Annotated in this window: 11 protein-coding genes; 6 read left to right on the top strand and 5 right to left on the bottom strand. The window is 66.1% G+C overall.

Annotation, left to right across the window (positions count from 1 at the left end):
* Positions 1-11: 11 nt before the first annotated feature.
* A complete protein-coding gene (locus tag ABD844_RS49895; protein ID WP_344896215.1) occupies positions 12-1112 on the bottom strand; it encodes a serine hydrolase domain-containing protein in 1101 nt (366 codons plus the stop codon).
* Between the two features lie 269 nt (positions 1113-1381).
* Here ABD844_RS49895 and ABD844_RS49900 point away from each other — a divergent pair, with 269 nt between their 5' ends.
* Entirely contained in the window at positions 1382-2227 is an 846-nt protein-coding gene (locus tag ABD844_RS49900; RefSeq protein ID WP_344896218.1) for a D-alanyl-D-alanine carboxypeptidase, read from the top strand.
* Positions 2184-2360: a hypothetical protein gene (locus tag ABD844_RS49905; RefSeq protein ID WP_344896221.1), complete on the top strand. Its 177-nt coding sequence runs from the start codon at positions 2184-2186 to the stop codon at positions 2358-2360. Before ABD844_RS49900 ends, ABD844_RS49905 begins: the two co-directional genes overlap by 44 nt.
* Before the next feature lie 113 nt (positions 2361-2473).
* On the opposite strand, the gene ABD844_RS49910 is transcribed toward ABD844_RS49905, so the two are convergent.
* Positions 2474-3343 carry a sigma-70 family RNA polymerase sigma factor gene (locus tag ABD844_RS49910; RefSeq protein WP_344896224.1) on the bottom strand — a complete coding sequence of 290 codons (870 nt, stop codon included), beginning with the start codon at positions 3341-3343 and terminating at the stop codon, positions 2474-2476.
* Positions 3344-3427: 84 nt separating this feature from the next.
* Between ABD844_RS49910 and ABD844_RS49915 the strand changes: the two genes are divergently transcribed.
* The 3 genes from ABD844_RS49915 to ABD844_RS49925 all read left to right on the top strand — a co-directional run bounded on the left by ABD844_RS49915 (position 3428) and on the right by ABD844_RS49925 (position 5860).
* The gene (locus ABD844_RS49915; protein WP_344896227.1) at positions 3428-3772 is read left to right on the top strand and encodes a VOC family protein; all 345 of its coding nucleotides are present in this window, start codon (positions 3428-3430) and stop codon (positions 3770-3772) included.
* A gap of 46 nt (positions 3773-3818) precedes the next feature.
* Positions 3819-4256, top strand: a complete 438-nt coding sequence (locus tag ABD844_RS49920; RefSeq protein WP_344896230.1) for a DoxX family protein — start codon at positions 3819-3821, stop codon at positions 4254-4256.
* Positions 4257-4615: 359 nt separating this feature from the next.
* A complete protein-coding gene (locus ABD844_RS49925; protein WP_344896233.1) occupies positions 4616-5860 on the top strand; it encodes a hypothetical protein in 1245 nt (414 codons plus the stop codon).
* 340 nt (positions 5861-6200) lie between these two features.
* Here ABD844_RS49925 and ABD844_RS49930 read toward each other — a convergent pair whose 3' ends face one another.
* The 3 genes from ABD844_RS49930 to ABD844_RS49940 form a co-directional block, all read right to left on the bottom strand.
* Positions 6201-7472 (bottom strand): aspartyl protease family protein, encoded by a 1272-nt coding sequence (locus ABD844_RS49930; RefSeq protein WP_344896236.1) that lies wholly within the window; start codon positions 7470-7472, stop codon positions 6201-6203.
* Between the two features lie 616 nt (positions 7473-8088).
* Positions 8089-8838, bottom strand: a complete 750-nt coding sequence (locus ABD844_RS49935) for a phosphotransferase family protein (RefSeq protein ID WP_344896240.1) — start codon at positions 8836-8838, stop codon at positions 8089-8091.
* A gap of 198 nt (positions 8839-9036) precedes the next feature.
* Positions 9037-9894 (bottom strand): CGNR zinc finger domain-containing protein, encoded by an 858-nt coding sequence (locus ABD844_RS49940; protein WP_344896243.1) that lies wholly within the window; start codon positions 9892-9894, stop codon positions 9037-9039.
* 822 nt (positions 9895-10716) lie between these two features.
* On the opposite strand from ABD844_RS49940, the gene ABD844_RS49945 reads away from it, so the two are divergent.
* Positions 10717-16890, top strand: a complete 6174-nt coding sequence (locus ABD844_RS49945) for a DNRLRE domain-containing protein (RefSeq protein WP_344896246.1) — start codon at positions 10717-10719, stop codon at positions 16888-16890.
* Positions 16891-17031: the final 141 nt, after the last annotated feature.

Consider the following 17031-nt stretch of genomic DNA (forward strand, 5'->3'; position numbering starts at 1 on the left):
GGTGAGCGGGGTCAGCGGTCAGGGCAGAGTACGTCCTCGGCGGCCTGGAATATGGCTGGGCGCAGTGTGGGCTGGGCGCGCGTGCTCGTCGTGACGTCCACGGCGAGTTGGAGGCGTCCGTCGGCGGAGGTGAAGGTGACCGCGTTCCCGCCCGGTCCGGACCCGGTGAACAGCCCGACCGTGCCGCCGCACACCGACCCCTTGTGGTCCGGGTATTCGACCAGGTCGCGCAGGTTCGCCGGCAGCAGCCTGCCCTGGGCGAGGGCGCGGTGGAACGTGGTCAGGTCCCGTGCGGTGGAGATGACGCCGCCGGCCGCCCACATGGTGGTGGGATTGATCCGGTCGACGTCGCGCAGGGTGCCGTCGGGCCTGGGGTAGTAGCCATGCCCATGCGGGCCCTTGATGCCTTGGTCCGGCCTGGTCGGCAGGTAGGTCCGGGTCATGCGCAGTGGTGTGAACAGCCGCCGTTCGAACTCCTCGGCCAGGGTGTTACCGGTCAGTTTCTCGATGATGGCGCCGAGCAGGATGTAGTTGGTGTTTGAGTAGGCGTACCGGGCGTCCGGCTCGCTCGTACGCGGTGTGCCGCGGGAGATCTTGGCCAGTTCCGTCCAGGTGTGGCGGGTGGTGAGGTCGTCGAAGGGGCGCAGGTCCGTTGAGCCGGGACCGTTGTAGTCGGGGACGCCGGAGCGGTGGTGGAGCAGTTGCCGGATGGTGATCTCGCCGGCTCGCTCGACCAGGTCCTGCCCGACCGTGATGGGCAGCACCTTGCCGAGCGTGTCGTCCACGCCGAGCTTGCCTTCCTTGACCAGTTGCAGCAGTACCGTGGCGGTCATCTGCTTGGTCTGCGACCAGGCGCGATAGCGGGCATCCGAGGGGACCTTACCGCCCTGGCCGCCGATCAGCCGGGAGCCGGCCGATCCACGCCCGATGCGCCTGCCGTCGTAGTACGCCTCGCCGATGACACCGACGACACCGTCGACCTGCGCCACGCTGTCGGCTGCCTGCTGGACGTCGCCGATGTCATGGGCGGTGGTGGACGCGGCGGCATGAACGCCCTGCGTCAGCATCGCGCATGCCAGTCCGGCCGCGACGGTCGCTGCGGCACGATTCACGACAGAGATCCTTCCTGAGAGGGGGACGCGCACCAGGGCGATGAGCCGGAGCTGAAAGCCCTTGCGGCGGGTCTGCTTTCGACGTCCCTTTCTGCACCGAGGCTTGTTTCCTCGCCGTTTCCGCCTGCCTCCCCGGCGGACGCCCCGCAGCTCGGAAGCGGCGAAACGCGGAGGAAACAAGCCGCCTTTTTGGATCGGCTGCCGAGCCGAAAGACCGCTGCCGCCGGACTGGCCGAACAGAGGGCCGGTCATGCCGACGAGGAGACGCTTTGTCGCACATCACTGCCCCGGGTGAGCCAGGCCGGCCGTACTCCGCTCATCTGTCGCGCCGCTCTGTGCTCGGACTGCTGGGTGCGGTCCCGCTCGCGACCGCGGCCGTCTCAGTCGTCGCCCGGCCCGCCCGCGGAGCCGTCCGTGCCGCGGTGCGGGGCCCGGACGCGGTGCTGGCGGCCAAGATCGAGCAGATCATGGCACGACCCGAGTTCCAGGGCGCCCAGTGGGGGGCGGAGTTCTTCGCCCCGGACAGTGGGAAGCCGATCTATGAGCTCAACGCGGGGGAGCTGTTCGTCGCCGGGTCTTCGTCCAAGGTGTTCGTCGGCGGGACGGCGATGCTGGCGCTGGGCGCCGACCGGCGTTTCGCCACCCGGGTGTATCGCACCGGGCCGGTGCGGGGCGGCGTGCTCAAGGGGGACCTGGTGCTGGTGGCCGGCGGGGACCTGCTGCTGTCGGGACGGCTGCGCCGCGGCGGGGGCCTGCTCCTGCCCGAACCCGACCACACCTACAGCGCCACGCCGGGCGCAGGCCCCATCGGCGGCGACCCGCTGCAGGAGCTTCGCCGGCTCGCCGCCCAGATCGCGAAGTCCGGCGTCAAGCGCGTCGAAGGCCGCGTCCTGGTCGACACCTCGCTGTTCGCCGAGGGCAGCGAGAAACTGGCCAACAATGTCACCGCCACCATCTCACCCATCATGGTCAACGACAACGTCGTGGACGTCACGGTCAAGCCGGGACGCCGCGGCCGGGCACGTCTATGCCAAGACCGGCACCAGCATGGGCGGCCCCAGCGGTGCCGGAATGGTGCGCAAGGCCCTGGCCGGATACGTCGAACTGCCGGGTGACCGCCTGCTGACCTTCGCCGCCTTCGTCGGCATGTCCGCCAATGGTGAGCAGGCGCAGCGGGAGGTGGCTGATCTCACGGGGCAGGCCCTCGGTGAGATCACCGCCGTCGCGTACACCACCCTGAGCGGTTGAGGGCGTCGGCCGCCGGCCCGGCGACGCCCGGCGGAGGCTACACCGCTGACGCGACGACCAGCGCGGAACCCGTTGTCCGGCACGGTGCCCTCGTCAGCCCTCGTCAGCCCTCGTCAGCCCTCGATGGCCTCCAGGTGGAGTTCGCGAAGGTGGTCGAGGTCTGCGATCAGGTTGATCTCGGTGATCCGCCCCGCCGCGATCGTGAAATCGAACGCCATGCGCGGCTGCCCGCCCGCTGACCAGACGGCTCCGGCGGCCCCGTCGACCAGCGCCAGTCGCGCGCCACGGGCACGGCCGCGGAAGATCTCGGCCACCGCTGAAGCGCCGCGGAGCCGCCCGGGCGCGCCCGTCAGCACGGCCGCACGATCGGCGTGCAGCACCACGTCCGGGTCGAGCAACGCGAGCAGGGCGCCGAAGTCGCCGCCCCGCGAGGCCGCGAGGAAGGCGCTGACGATCTCCCTGTGCCGCAGCAGGTCGGCACCGGACGGCGGGTCCGCTCCCTGGACCCGCCGCCGGGCCCGGCTGGCGAGCTTCCTGGCCGCGGCCGGGGAGCGATCCACGATCGGTGCGATCTCCTCGAACGGCACGGCGAAGACGTCATGCAGGACGAAGGATAGCCGCTCGGCGGGAGCGAGCCTGTCCAGCACCACCAGCATCGCCAGGCCGACCGAGTCGGACACCAGCGCGGCCCGCTCCGGATCGCTCCCGCCGTCGCCGGCCGAGCCCGGAGCCACCGCCTCCAACGGGTCCTCGCGCAGGGTGGTGCGCGAGCGCAGCATGTTCAGCGATACGCGGGCGACGACCGTGGTCAGCCACCCCCTCAGGTTCTCCACCTCGCTGGTGTCGGTGCGGCTGAGCCGCAGCCACGCCTCCTGGACGGCGTCATCGGCCTCGCTCTGTGACCCGAGCAGTTGGTAGGCCACCGCTCGCAGGTGACGGCGATGCTCCTCGAATCGGTCGGCCAGAAACTCGTGGTCACCCATCGGTCACATTCCTTCTTCGGGTCGTGTCATGTCTATGACCCGCCGGCCTTCGCCGATGTGACCGGCACACACGAGGAGTAGGTCATGAACGATGGCATCAAGACTGTCATTCACCCGGTCAAGGATCTCGTCGCCGCCAAGGCCATGTTCAGTGCGCTGCTGGGCGTCGAGCCGTACATGGACGAGCCGTACTACGTCGGTTTCTCCATCAACGGCCAGGACATCGGCCTGGACCCGCAGGGCCACAAGAAGGGGATGTCCGGGCCCGTCGCCTACTGGCACGTCGACGACATCGAGGTGAGCCTGCGGGCGCTACTCGACGCGGGGGCGCAGACGTCGCAGGAGGTCAAGGACGTCGGCGGGGGCAAGCTGATCGCTTCGGTGACCGACGCGGACGGCAACGTCATCGGCCTCATCCAGCCGGCCTGAACCGGCGGCATCCATTTCCGGACGAGTTATTTCGGAGGAAACCATCATGTCCACCCGCGTGTGGCCACGACGGCTGCTCACGGCCTTCTACTGGTTCGTGGCATTCACGTTCTTCGTCGGCTTCGTCACGAAGTACTGGCCCGGCCCCACGTTCTTCGGGCCGGCGTACTCGGTGAAGTTCGTCGAGTGGGGCTACCCGTCCTGGTTCAGGTTCGTGGTCGGGACCATCGAGGGGGTGTGCGCCGTGTTGCTGGTCATTCCCCGCCGGCGATTCAAGTTCATCGGCGCGACGGCCCTGATCCTGCTCCTCACCGCCGCGACCACGACGCACATCGTGGCCGGCAGCGAGCTCTACGAACGCGTCGCCGCCCTCACCAACCTGGTGATCATGTTCATCTTCGCCCTGATCAACTGGCCGGCCGACTGGCGGGACCTGCTGCGCCGGGGAACGACTGCCCAGGGTGTCCCAGCATGCCTGAAATGACCCGCCTCCGTGTCCTCGTCACCCGCGATGTCACTTTGCACGGCACCACCGTCCTGGCCGGGGCCGTATGCCGCTGGTGTTCGCCGCCGCGGTGGGTAAGGACTACGACGTGGTGGGCACGCCGGTCCGGGCCGCACCACCCGAACATTCGCGGCTTCCGCAGCCTGCCGACCAGCGTCGAATCCCGGAGTTGGCGCGAGTGGCAGTCCGAGCGAAGATCGTGTACAGGACAGGCGACCTGGACACCGTACAAACTGACCCCGGCGATGCCGGACACACAATTCCCCTTACGACAGCCCATCCCACTCGAGTACGGCCTGCTCCGCCCCCTCACCGAACACCCACAAGGAGGCCCTCTCATGGCCAATGCCCGCCTGCTCCAATACCGCACCACCACCAGCCCGGCCCCACTCCAAGCCGGCAGCCCCGACAAACCCGCCGCCAACACCATCGACATCAACGTCTCCAGCCCCATCGGCCAAAAGGTCTACTGCAACAAAATTGACATCGCCGTTCCGGTCAGCGAACCGGAAGACGGAGGCGCCTACTTCACCGAAAACCCCCAAGTATTAACCGACAACGAAAAATGGCACGCCGCCTCTGTCCAGATCAAATCTGGACAGGAACTCGGACTCGGCGGCAACACGAACTACCACCACGTCGTCTTCCGCCCTGGAATACCGCAGTTCGAACTCATTGACAAACCGCTGACCATCAGCATCAACGGCAAACTCACCACCACCACCGGCAGTCCGCTCACCTGCCTGTTCACCGAAACCTCGGGCCCGAGCGCCGACAAATGCACCCCCAAAGACACGCTCGAACTGACCCTGCCCACCGCAGAACCCATCTTCTACCTGCACAGCTTCCTGGCCGGCGACCCGAACAAGCCGACCGCCCCCAAGACGAACTTCAACGCGGGCGATGACATCTATTTCACCTGGGAGAGCAACGGCACCTACTTCGAGTTGTACGACGGCGACGGCACGGTCCTCTGCGCCGGAGACAAAACCTTCTGCACCGTCCGGAAAGACAAATACCAGATCCTCAAAGACACCACCTTCACCCTCCAGGCATCCATCACCTCCGGAACCCGGCAACCAGCCACCGGCTTCCAGCCGATCTACCAGTACGCCAACCTCACCATCACCCTCAACAACCCGACCCTGAGCGATCTTACGGTCGGCTCTCCGAGAACCGGGAACAAGCTCACCACCATTGGTTCGAGCGGGCTGACAGTCATCGGAGACCTGGGGGTCGACGGCGATCTGGCGGTCAAAGGAAAGGCCAGCCTTGCCTCCTTGTTCGAGGAGCCCATCAAGATCGACCCTGAAATAACTGGCGATGTGGCAAATGGCTGGGGGGCGACAAAATATTTCGACGTCGAGCAGGACGGTCTTATATACATCCAAACGTTAGGCGAAGACGGATGTCATGGACAGTTCGCCCTGATCAACCGGCGCGGCGAATACCGCACCGAAGATTATATACTCCTGCAAGGGGTGTATAATTCCTTTACAATTCCCCTCCGGAAGGGAGAACGGTGGCAAATCGTTGGCGTTGATTCATATCTCGGCGCCATCCACTGGATTCCCTTGAGCTGAAGATGTGAAAGCCATGCCGAGCAGCACCGACGTAATCCGCGGCAGCGGCAGCCCGTCCAACTGAGGCCGCAGCCACCAGGCCGGGCAGACGTCGACGCCAGTGGGCCCGCTCCGCCCGGTCCTGGCTCCGCCACACCTCGGTGGGTGGTGGCGCTGGCGCCGCACTGGTCACCGCCCAGCTCCGTCGGCGTCACCGGCCTCGGGGAACAGCGGAACAGGCCAACTCCGGGAACAGTTCGCGGGCTTCCGGCGCAGACGGCGGGCGCGCCCTGACAGCCTCAGAGCGCGCGAACACGCGACACCTGAAGACGCGAGGTCTCCAGTCAGACCTGCCCCGTGATCAGGTGGCCTCGCCGCGGGCGATGTAGAGGTTCATGTCGGTGAAGTCGACGGTGATGTTGTAGGGCTTCCAGAAGCAGTGGGAGAACCAGCCCATCGTGTCGAACCCCGTCCCATAGGGCCAGGGCACGTTGACCGGCTGGTTTGGGTTCGTGTAGCAGTAGACGTCCTTGGCGATGGCGTTGCCGAGGCGGATCTCCTTCGGGTAGCAGGGGTAGACGGCGGCCGGGTGGCTTTGGGCGAAAGTCCCGATCTGGCGGTCGTAGTCGGTGCGGATCCCCAACTGCTCGGCCGTTTCCCCGCCCGTGCCCGCGGCGATCTCGCCGACTCCGCCGAAGTTCACGCCCACCACCCCTGTACGGGAGCCGGCGACGCCGGTGAAGCTGCCCGTGCTGTGCAGGTATTGCTCACGGGCCAGCCACAGCGGCAGGGGTTCGGCGCCCGCCCGCTGGGCGGCAGCTCGTGCCTTCCTGGCCGTTTCGGTGGTTCTGGGGCGCAGGATCAGTTGCCGGCCCGCGTAGTCGAAGGTGGTCAGCAGGTGGTAGAAGACCCACGTGCCGATCAGGCCGTCGCTGTCGCCGGCGACATCTTCGCCCGACTCCGTCGCCGACCAGCCCACCGGGACGTTGCGCAGTTCGATGCCGCCCAGCTTGAAGGAGTCCAGTATTCCGTAGTGCGCCCAAATGACGCCGTTCCCGAAATCGATCTTCTGACTGGCGACGGGGCTCAGCCCGGCCTCCTTGGCCACCGACGCGCGCACGCTCAGATTCGGGGCGCCGGTGTAGAACACGAAGCGCTTCGTCGGTCCGCCGTTGACCGAGGCCTCCACCAGCGGCTCCGGGTCCATCTGCTCGAATGGCACCCGCGCGAGGTCGCCGTGGACCTGATACGCCTCGCCGCGGACTGCCGCGAACCACTTGGCGTAACTGTCCTCGCCGGCCGCCTTCCAGTGGGGTGCGGACAGGCCGAACTTGTCCTGCCGGATGTAACAGTCGGCCAGGAAGTAGTTGGCTTCCTTGTCTTCGGGCGCCAGAGCGAGCGCCATCTTGAGGTATTTCTCGGCGTCGGCGAACCGATTGGCCAGCAGCCCCACATAGCCGCGCCGGCGAGCCGCGGGCAGGTTCGTGGGGTCCTTTTTCAGAATCTCCTCGTACGCGCGGCCGGCCTGCTCGAACTTGCCGGCCTTGAACAGCGCGTCCGCGTCACCGCTGCCGGCCAGCGCGGTGGCCGCGCCGCCCAGCAGAGGCGGGGCCGCGGCGGCACCGGCCAGCACGGCGGCGCCCCGCAGCAGCGAACGCCGGTCCCATTGCCTGTCTTCAGCCACGCCTTCTCCTTTTCGTGATCACCTTCGCCGTGACTTTCTGTCCGACGGACGGGCACAACGCCTCCGGCTGGTTCGTCTCGCCCTGCTTGATGAGGGCGACGCCGTGGTGCCGGGGGCCGTACAGCGTCGTCCCGATGCCGGCGGCCGGATCGCTTCGGCTAACTCGCCGGCCGGCCGAACCCCGTCAACTATCGGCCAGCCGTGTCCCCGCCTTGTCCGTGCCGTGTCATGGTCGCGTCACGGCCACCACCGACGGTGGCAGCAGTCGGAGACATGCGGCGGACAACGCGCTCTCATCCCCGTACGCGAGGCGCTACGCGAACTTCTGCACCAGCCGAACACGACCCCGCAGCCCCCACCTCAGCAAGGGGGGGCGGCACTGGCAAGGGCCAGAAACGGGCCCGCGAAGGTCCCTCTGACACCTCTGACCTGCGGTGATATTCGAGCCCTACGAGTAAGGTGTCGATTCGCTTCACGGTGTTATCCATGGGCGACAACAGCCCGGCATCCGGGTACGGCGCGGGTGTGGTGTAGACCGCAGGCGGGCTCTGAGAGGAAGCCGTGCCTAACCGAGGCGATCCAAAGCCCGCCCGACCGCTCGCATGAACGTACCGGGCGGATTTCTCGGTCCTTCGTCCTTGAGCAGGAAAACCCACATCAGCGCAAACAGCCTGCGGCACTCCAACGACCTGCGTTCCTCAGCGGAGTCGAGCTCGAAACACACCTCGCTCTCCCCATGGACCCAGCACGACACGTGCTCGGCCATCTCCGCGACCTCGGTCGCCCGATCGCTGCGCCCCGACTCCTCGAAATCGACAATCCTGACGCGCACGCCGTCCCACAGGAAGTTCGCCGTGTTGCCATCACCGGCCCCGAACACCGGCCGAACCCCACGCTCGCCCGGCTCCCATCCGGACAACCACCGTGCGCCCTCTCTGACGGCCTGATCTGCGAGCTCGTTCTTCGGCTGCCACCGCTCGGCCCACGCGAGCAATTGATCCCTGATCCGCTCCACCGGCCACAACCGCTGCGGTACTCGGTCGAGTACCTGCCGGGGCACGGCGCCATGCAGTCGGTCCACCGCCTCCACCAGTTCTTTCTCCGGTACGGCAGGCAGTTGGAAGAGCGGCGTGCCCTCGATGCGCGACATCACCACCAGATCGATCCCGTACTCCACGGGTGAGGGCGCGAGCCCAGGCGCGTGCTCGGTCAGCAGCTTCAACGCCCGCCATTCCCGCTCGGCGCCCCCATGCTTGCCGTCGATGAAGCGTTTGCGGACCAGGTCGCCGTCGATCCGCACATCGTGGGTCTGCACGAGTGGGTATTGAACCAGCTATGGGGCGACGGCGCGGGCTGGGTCGCAGCCGAAACGTGATCACCCGCAAGCGCGAAACGCGAGGGTTGCGGTCAAGATCAAGAATGGCCGACGCTGGAACGCCACCTGATCGGCCTCAATGGTGTGGATGTCGACGATGGGGCGTGTACCGGCAGGGCGGTGCCGTTGGAGGCTGGGTCACGGGTCCGTGGCCTGCCGGGCGCGCAGGGCCCGGAGCTTGTGGCGGTTGCCGCAGCGTTCCATCGCGCACCAGCGCCGGGCGCCCGGGCGGGAGGTGTCGACGAACACCAGCGGGCAGTTGTCACTCGCGCATTCGCGGATGCGCCCGGAGAGCGGCCCGGACAGAAGTTCGATCATCTCCCGTGCCAGAGTCGAGAGGGCTTGTGCGGCCCGCACCGGCGGTGTCCACCCCGCCGTCGTGCCGTCGGCGGCGAGTTCGGGGATCAGCGGCATCTCCAATGCGGCCCTGTTGATGACCGCGATCGCTTCGGCCGGGAGGGGACGGTTCGCCGCCCGCGCATGGGCCGCGTCCCAGATCGCCTGGCGCAGGGTCTTGGCCGCGGTCAGTTCGCGGGCCGTTACGGGCACCGTAATGATCGCGGCCGGCGGCGGCTGGGCCAGCCATTCGGCCAGGTCGACCGGCTCGTGGAGGGTCTCGAAGACGGCGTATCGGCCCTCGCCGCCCGTGTGGGCGAAGTCCAGGCAGGCAGCGCCGGCATCGAACCGGAACGACCCTCCCTTGGGGTCGTGCACATGCGAGCGAGATGAGAAGCCGTTTCCACGGGGCCGGCCTGGAATGTCCGCGCAGACGCTGCCGGCCCGATGGGGTGCATCGATCGGCAGATGAGCGCCGTCGGGGGTGCTGAACGGCATGGTCCGCGGTTCGCGTGGTACGGCGGGATGATGTGGTTCGGTGGTGTTGCGGTGTCGTGTGGTGAAGTCATGCCGGTGTGGCCCGATCACCCGGACCACCTGATCTCTGTCACCTTTATAAATACCTGCATCAGGTTCGGATTCGGACAGCAGGCGAAGCAAAGGTTCAATCATGATTATCGGACAAAGCATCGGTATCCGGTGCACGCTCCCCGTCCTCGACTGGCGGTTGCCTGCTTCGCTCTGGTGAGAGAACCGCCATGGCGCCGGCAGGATGCGAGCGAGGGTCATTGGGAAGCTAGCTCTGCGCCTGCCGAAAATTACATCCGCCCAGGTCGTGACCGTGTGAGGGCTTCGCGTAGTGGCGCGAGCTCCGGCCACCAGGAGAGGCAAACGCGTGCGGCATGATGATCGGCTGTGCTCCTTCGCCGTGCCTATCTCACCGTCACGAAGGCTTTCGTCGCGCTGCGGTTGCTGCCCATGGGCGATCGGGGCAAGGACGTGGAGATTCTCGTCCTGCGTCACCAGATCACCGTCCTCGAACGACAACTCGGCGCCGACACCAAGGCCAGATTCACTCCGGAGGACAGGGCCTTCCTCGCCGCGCTCCTGACCTCGCTGCCCCGCCAGGTAGTACGCAGACTGCGGCTCCTTGTTCCTCGTGGGGCGCCTGCTCCTCGTCCGAGCGATGGTTTACACGGGGTTGCCCCCGCAATGGGTTGTTAACGCTGCTGCTCACCCTCGCGCCAGGTCGGCGTATGCGACCGCGAGTTGGATCACATGGTCAACTTACTCTTTCTTTAAGTGATCTTTACTGATACATTCCTGTCCGAAAATGCCACTTATAGCAGCCCGTGCACCTTATGTGTGGGCTGTTTGGTATGCCTGTAAAAGGAGAAACGCTAGGTGACACCAGACCCTGGGCAGCGAGACTTACGCCCTATCCTGCCACTCACACGCCGCGCTGGCTTACTCGGTCGCTTTGTGACCGTCGGCGTCGCGGCCACCATGATCGTCAGCCTCGCCGCCGTGCCTTCGTGGGCCGAGGAGCCCACGCCAACTCCTCAGCCCTCATCAACTGAGACGACACCTTCTGAGCCTTCCAGCCGGAAAAAGGCTGTCGATCAAGTTCTTGAGGCCGCCAAAAGCAAGGCGGCCAAAACCGGTAAGCGCGTAGAGATCTCGGAACGTAATACCGAGACCATTACGCTGTACGCCAACCCAGACGGCAAGACCCTCCGCATGGAACTGAACCTGGAGCCGGTCCGGGTCAAGAACGTCGATGGAGGCGGCTTTACCCCCATCGACACCACGCTCGTCGAGCAGGCTGGCGTGATCAAACCCAACGCGACCAGCGGCAGCCTCACTCTGTCCGCCGGGCAGGACAAGGCCCTGCTCAAGAGTCAAGCGACGGCAGGGGCCGGCACAGCGAAGATCACCACACCATCGACGCTGCCCAAGCCCACGCTGAAGGGCGACACCGCAACCTACGCGGACGCCTACGGCAAGGGCCGCGACCTCCTGGTGACCGCGACCGCGACCGGCTTCCGGCAGCAGGTCATCATCACTGAACGGCCCAGCGGCCCGGTCACCTTCAAAATGCCGGTGGCGCTCCCGGCCGGACTCTCCTTCAGCAAGAACGCGCAAGGCCAGCCCATCATCGTGGGCAAAGATGGCAAGAAGCTGACCGAGGTACGGCCGACGCTCCTGCAGGACGCCACCGCTGCCGACGCCAACGGCCCGATGGATTCGGGCAAGGTCGGTAAGGCCGCTGTCAGTCTCGACGGCGACGGCAAGACGCTCGTGTTCGCTCCGGATGCCGCGTTCCTGGCCGATCCTGCGGTCACCTATCCCGTGACCATGGCGGCCGTGGCAGCCGACTGGTGGGAGACTCATACCGGCGCAGGCGGCCTGCCCGCACAGGGCTGGGACACCTTCGTCAACGACAAGGACTACCCGGACAGCTGGGACAACTTCATCCTGGACCGGATCCTGGTTGGCAAGTCCAACAGCGGCACCGTCCGCTGGCGCAGCTACATCAAGTTCCCCGACATGCCCGCCGAGTTCCGCGGACTCAAGGTTCAGAACGCTGACCTGATCCTGTGGAACCACCTGTCCAACGACTGCGGGACCTACGTCGGCTCCGGGATCACCACCCGGCGGGTCACGGCGCCTTGGGACGAAGCGACCATGACGTGGAACAGCCAGCCTTCGGTCACCTCGACGGGTCAGATCACCGAGGGTGCCGCCTACAGCCCCGACTGCACCAGCGGGTCCGCGAGCTGGGCGGGCAAGGAATGGGACCTGGTCTACTCGATCGACGAGATCGTCCAGGCTTGGTCGGACGGCTCCACCAACTACGGTGTCCAGCTGACTGCCGGGAGCGAGTCGGACATCACCAACTGGCGCCGCTACCGGACCGACGAAGCAGGCGGCTGCAGGAGCACCCCGCTAGAGGCATGCAAGGGGCAGCTCCACCCACCGATCCTTACCGTGGACTTCGAGGCGCCAACGCCGCCACGCCTGGAAACGGTGGTCACCACCTCACGGGAGCCGCTCACCTCGATCCCTGAATACGAGGAAGCTCTTACTAAATCTGTCTACGTGCCAGAACTCGACGAGCTGATCGAACCGCTCAACGATGAGCTGATCGCTGCGAACGAAGGGCAGCGGAACGGCGAAGGCACCTTGATCGGAACCGGCAAGCTTGACCCCGCAGTACCGGATCCCGGTGATAGCGACGACACCTCCAATTCGGACGGTGAGGACACGACACCGGCGCGAGTACTGGCCACCGAACCTACCAGCGGCGCCACCGATGTATCCCTGGACTCTCATATCCGGGCGACATTCTCGGAGGAGATCTTCGGCCCAGAGTTCGTGGTGAAGAGCTCGCAGGGTGCCCAGATTCAGGGCACCACCACGCTGGACGACACCGAGAAGATCGCGACTTTCACTCCCACGCAGCCGCTCCACCCTGGCGCAACGTACACCGTTGAGATCTCAGGAGCGATCGACGCCTGGGAGAACGAGATGGCTCCCTACACCTGGTCCTTCCGCACCGTTGATCAGGCAGCCGGACGTTGGACGTTTGATGAGGGGGACGGCCGTACAGCTGTCGACTCATCGGGCAATGATCATGACGCGCGCCTGAACGATACAGCGACGTGGATCACCGGCAAGAGCGGGAATGCGGTCTCCAACGTGCCGTCGCAGGCGCGGATCGCCGCCTCTCGGTCCGCGACCCAGCAAGGAAAGGCCATCGAGGTCGTCGATGAGACGACCACGACCAGCATCACGTACGCCCAACCGGACGGGAAGACGTTCAAGACCGACGTCACCGCCGGTCCGGTACGGGCCAGGCAGGGCGGCGGCTGGGTGCCGATCGACACCACCTTGGCCGAGCAGGGCGGCAAGCTAAGGCCCAAGACTCTCGCCGAGGGCGCGGTCGTGGAGATCTCCACCGGCGGTACGGACCCGTTCGTGAAGATGTCCGCCGATGGGAAGTCCTACGCGCTACGTTGGCCGACGCCGTTGCCGAAGCCGACGGTCAAGGGCAGCGTGGCCACCTACACCGACGCTGCGGGCGTGGATGCGGACCTGGTGGTGACGGCATTGCCGAGCGGGTTCCGGCACGAGGTGGTGCTGCGTCAGCGGCCCGCCAAGCCGCTGGAGCTGAGGATCGGCGTCGACGACGAGGGCCTGACCTTGACCGAGGGCAAGGGCGGCAGGCTGTTGCTGAAGGGCGAGGACAAGAAGCTGGTCGCTGCGGGGACGCGGACAATCGTGTCCGACGGCAACAAGAGCGGGCTGGCCCGGCGCGGCAAGATCGGCTCGGACGTGGTCACCAAGGACGGCCGTACCGAGCTGGTGGCCAAGCCGGACCAGACGTTCCTGGCCGACGCCGGCACCGTCTACCCGGTGCGGGTGGCCGCGGCGGTGACGCTGCCGCTCAGCACCGACGTCGATGTCAGCACGAATGACTCGGACGGCTCGCCCGCTTACCCGGACAACCAGTACATGCTGGCCGGCACCGTGTCGGGCGGCACCATGGCCCGGGTGCACCTGCGGTTCGACACCACGGGCCTGCCGGGCAGCACGGTGACCGACGCCACGCTGTCGATGAACACCATCGACAGCCACAACTGCGGCGCCGCACTCGCTCGAGGTATCCAGGTCGCCCGCGCGACCGGCGCGTGGGACTCGGACAACCTGTACTGGGCCAACAAGCCCGCCTTCACCACCGAGGACGCCTCCACCAACTTCAAGGGCGTCAACTCCGACTGCGCCGTCTACCCGGACAGCATGGACTGGAACGTCACCGGCATCGTCCAGGACTGGGCCGCCGGCGCCGCCAACCACGGCTTGGTGCTCAAGTCGCCCGGCGAGGCGGACGTCGACAACTACCGGGTGTTCACCTCCTCGGAGGACACCGACTTCGGCCTGCCGCCGAAGCTGACCGTCACGACCAGCGGACCGGCCTCGCAACCGGCCGTCTCCGCACCGGCCATCACCCCGGCGCAGACCGTGGGCGGCGTCACGGTGACCGGCTCGCTCACCCCGCAACTGGCCGCCACGGTCACCGACACCGCCGGCGGCGACCTGACCGGCGAGTTCGAGGTCGAGCACGACCCGGCCGCAGCCGGGCAGGGCAGCGGTCAGATCTGGGCCGGCGCCTCGCAGGCCGTCGCCTCCGGCGGCCAGGTCACGGTGAGCGTCCCGGCCGGGAAGCTGACCGACGGCTGGAAGATCCGCTGGCGGGCCCGCGCGGTCTCCTCTGCCGCCGCCTCGGCGTGGACAGACTGGCAGAGCGCCACCGTTGACGTGCCGGACCCAGTTTCTGAACCGGCCGTCGGCGCGCTGCAGGTCAGCCCGTCCGAGCAAGTGGACGGCACCACCGTCACCCCCACCCTCACCCCAGCGCTGCTCGCCCAGGTGATCGACCTGGCCGGCAAGCCGCTGCGCGCCGAGTTCGAAGTCGAACACGACCCTGCCGCACCCGAGGGCCAGGGCACCGGACAGATCTGGACCGGGGCCGCGGACAACGTACCGGCCGGCACCCAGGCGAGCATCGCCATCCCGGTGAACACACTGTCCGACGGGTGGAAGGTGCGCTGGCGGGCCCGCGCAGTCTCGGCCACCGCCACCTCGGTTTGGTCGGACTGGCAGCAGGTGACCGTGGACGTCGCCCAGCCCGGCGAGGAACCCCTGGCCCAGACGGCCAGCGCGGTGATCCGCACCGACCAGAGCTTCACCACCGCCGCCTGGCTGCGCTGGAGCGACAAGGACGGCGACTACACCGTCCTGGAACAGCGAGGCACCCACCAGGCGCCCTTCCGGCTCGGCAACACCGCCGACAACGGACTAGTGTTCACCTTCACCAACACCGACGCCGCGGACGCGACGGCCGAGGGAGTCCGGTCGGGAGTGGAGCCGCCGGTCGATGAGTGGTTCCACCTGGCGGGCGTGTACGATGCCACCACCCGGACGGCCACTCTGTACCTGAACGGAGCACAGACCGCAACCGCGCAGCTGCCCTTCCCCGCCTGGGACGCCCAGGCCCCGCTACGGATCGGCGCGGCGATGGCAGGGAGCCTCGACGAGGTTCAAATCTATCAACGCCCGTTCAGCGCTGATGAGGTCGCCAATGTGATGGCCCCGGCTCCGACGTCTGTGGCTGCGCCCGCACCGCAGAAGACCGCGTCTACCCAGGCCGCGGCTGCGACCGGCGACTTTGATTACGAGCGTATCAATCTACAAACGTGTCAGGTCAGCGGAAGCGAAACCGGGCACGGTGAGTACGATGCTCGAATCCGCGAGCTGCCATACAACTCCTGCTGGTCCTCCTACCTCCAAGTGAACGACTACATCGAGGACGAGTCGAGCGGCAGATTGGTGAAAGCCGGCTGTAAAGCTGTGATCAAAAATCCGGTCCTGCAATGGGCCTGCAGGCAGCTGGATGAGCCGTTCGATGAAGACATCGCCCTCCGCTTCCGGGCCACAGTGGTCATCCACAGCTATCTCGGCAACGCGACCGGAACCGGTGTGGTGGACGGAGCCGGCACCGGCATCAAACCGACGGACATGAAGATGTTCATCCAGCTCGATGATTTCGCGCTCATCGACGAAGACGGGCGCGTGATCAAGCCCGGCAACCAGTTGGATGGCCTGCCCCTCACGACGAGACTATATATTCCGGATCCGCCTCTCACGGATGAAGGCTGCACTACTGGCGACGGCGAGAAGAAGAAGGACATCTCTGCCTGGCAATCCAGTCCGTACGATACCTTCAACATCCGAACGACCATCGATAATCCGGGCGTAGTAGCCTGTGCATTCCATCCCGAAGTCGTGCTTTACACCGACTCTGGGTTCGAGTGGTTGCGCCTACCCCTCTTCAGCCAAAAGGTCATCGACGTCCGTGGTCAGTGGGTCGGCATCGCACGCGAGGGTGACGGTATTCCCGCGGGCTGGAAACGGTGGATGCCCCACTTCCGCTGCGACAGCCTGGCGTTCGGCGCGGGGGACCCGCAGGTCGAGGATCGCGTCGGCGGCTGTATCAACACCAGGTCGAAGCGCGTGTTCGTCATGTCCGCAAGTCCTGGCACGGAATTCCCGGAGACGGCCCAGCACATCAAGGACGCTCTCAACCCCGCGACGAATAAGGGTACGAACCCGCCCAAACGAGAGGGGGAGTACGAGGTCCCGAATCCGCCGGATAGGGCCATCCTCGGTACGGAGTTGCCCAAGCGCATCCCGGGGAACTGGGCGGCTCCTGTCGGGAGTGATGCAGGCGAACCACTACACAGAGCCACCGAAAAGTCCGTGAAGGACGAAAATCGACGCGTTTTCTTCGGTCGCGCCTTCGTGGCCGATCGCGGCGACGTGAAAGACTTTCAATGGCCGGACGACAAGAGTAGTAACTATTGCAAGTACTACCAATGGGAGAAGTACATCGCCCAGACAAAATTCAATGACCTGAACTGCGACGAATATCCGTTCGCGTCCACATTCGAAGGGGCCAAGAGTACCGAGTGGGACTTCTCAATCCGTGCGATCAAGGCAAAAGACAACCAGGATCAGGGCAATGCTCTGGGTAGATTCTATGCCCAATTTAGAGTCGGCAACGAGAACTCTTTCTGGGTAATGATCCAATAGTGAGGTGATCTCAGAGAAATAATTCGGGGCGATTGAGGATTTATGGGACACGGGCGGTGACGTTTCGGGCTTTCCGGGAGAAGTCGCCGAAGGCCAGAGACAAGCGTGGAGCCTCCGGTAGATGAGTTCTCACCACAAGAA

Source organism: Nonomuraea antimicrobica (assembly GCF_039536965.1).
Lineage (GTDB): Bacteria > Actinomycetota > Actinomycetes > Streptosporangiales > Streptosporangiaceae > Nonomuraea > Nonomuraea antimicrobica.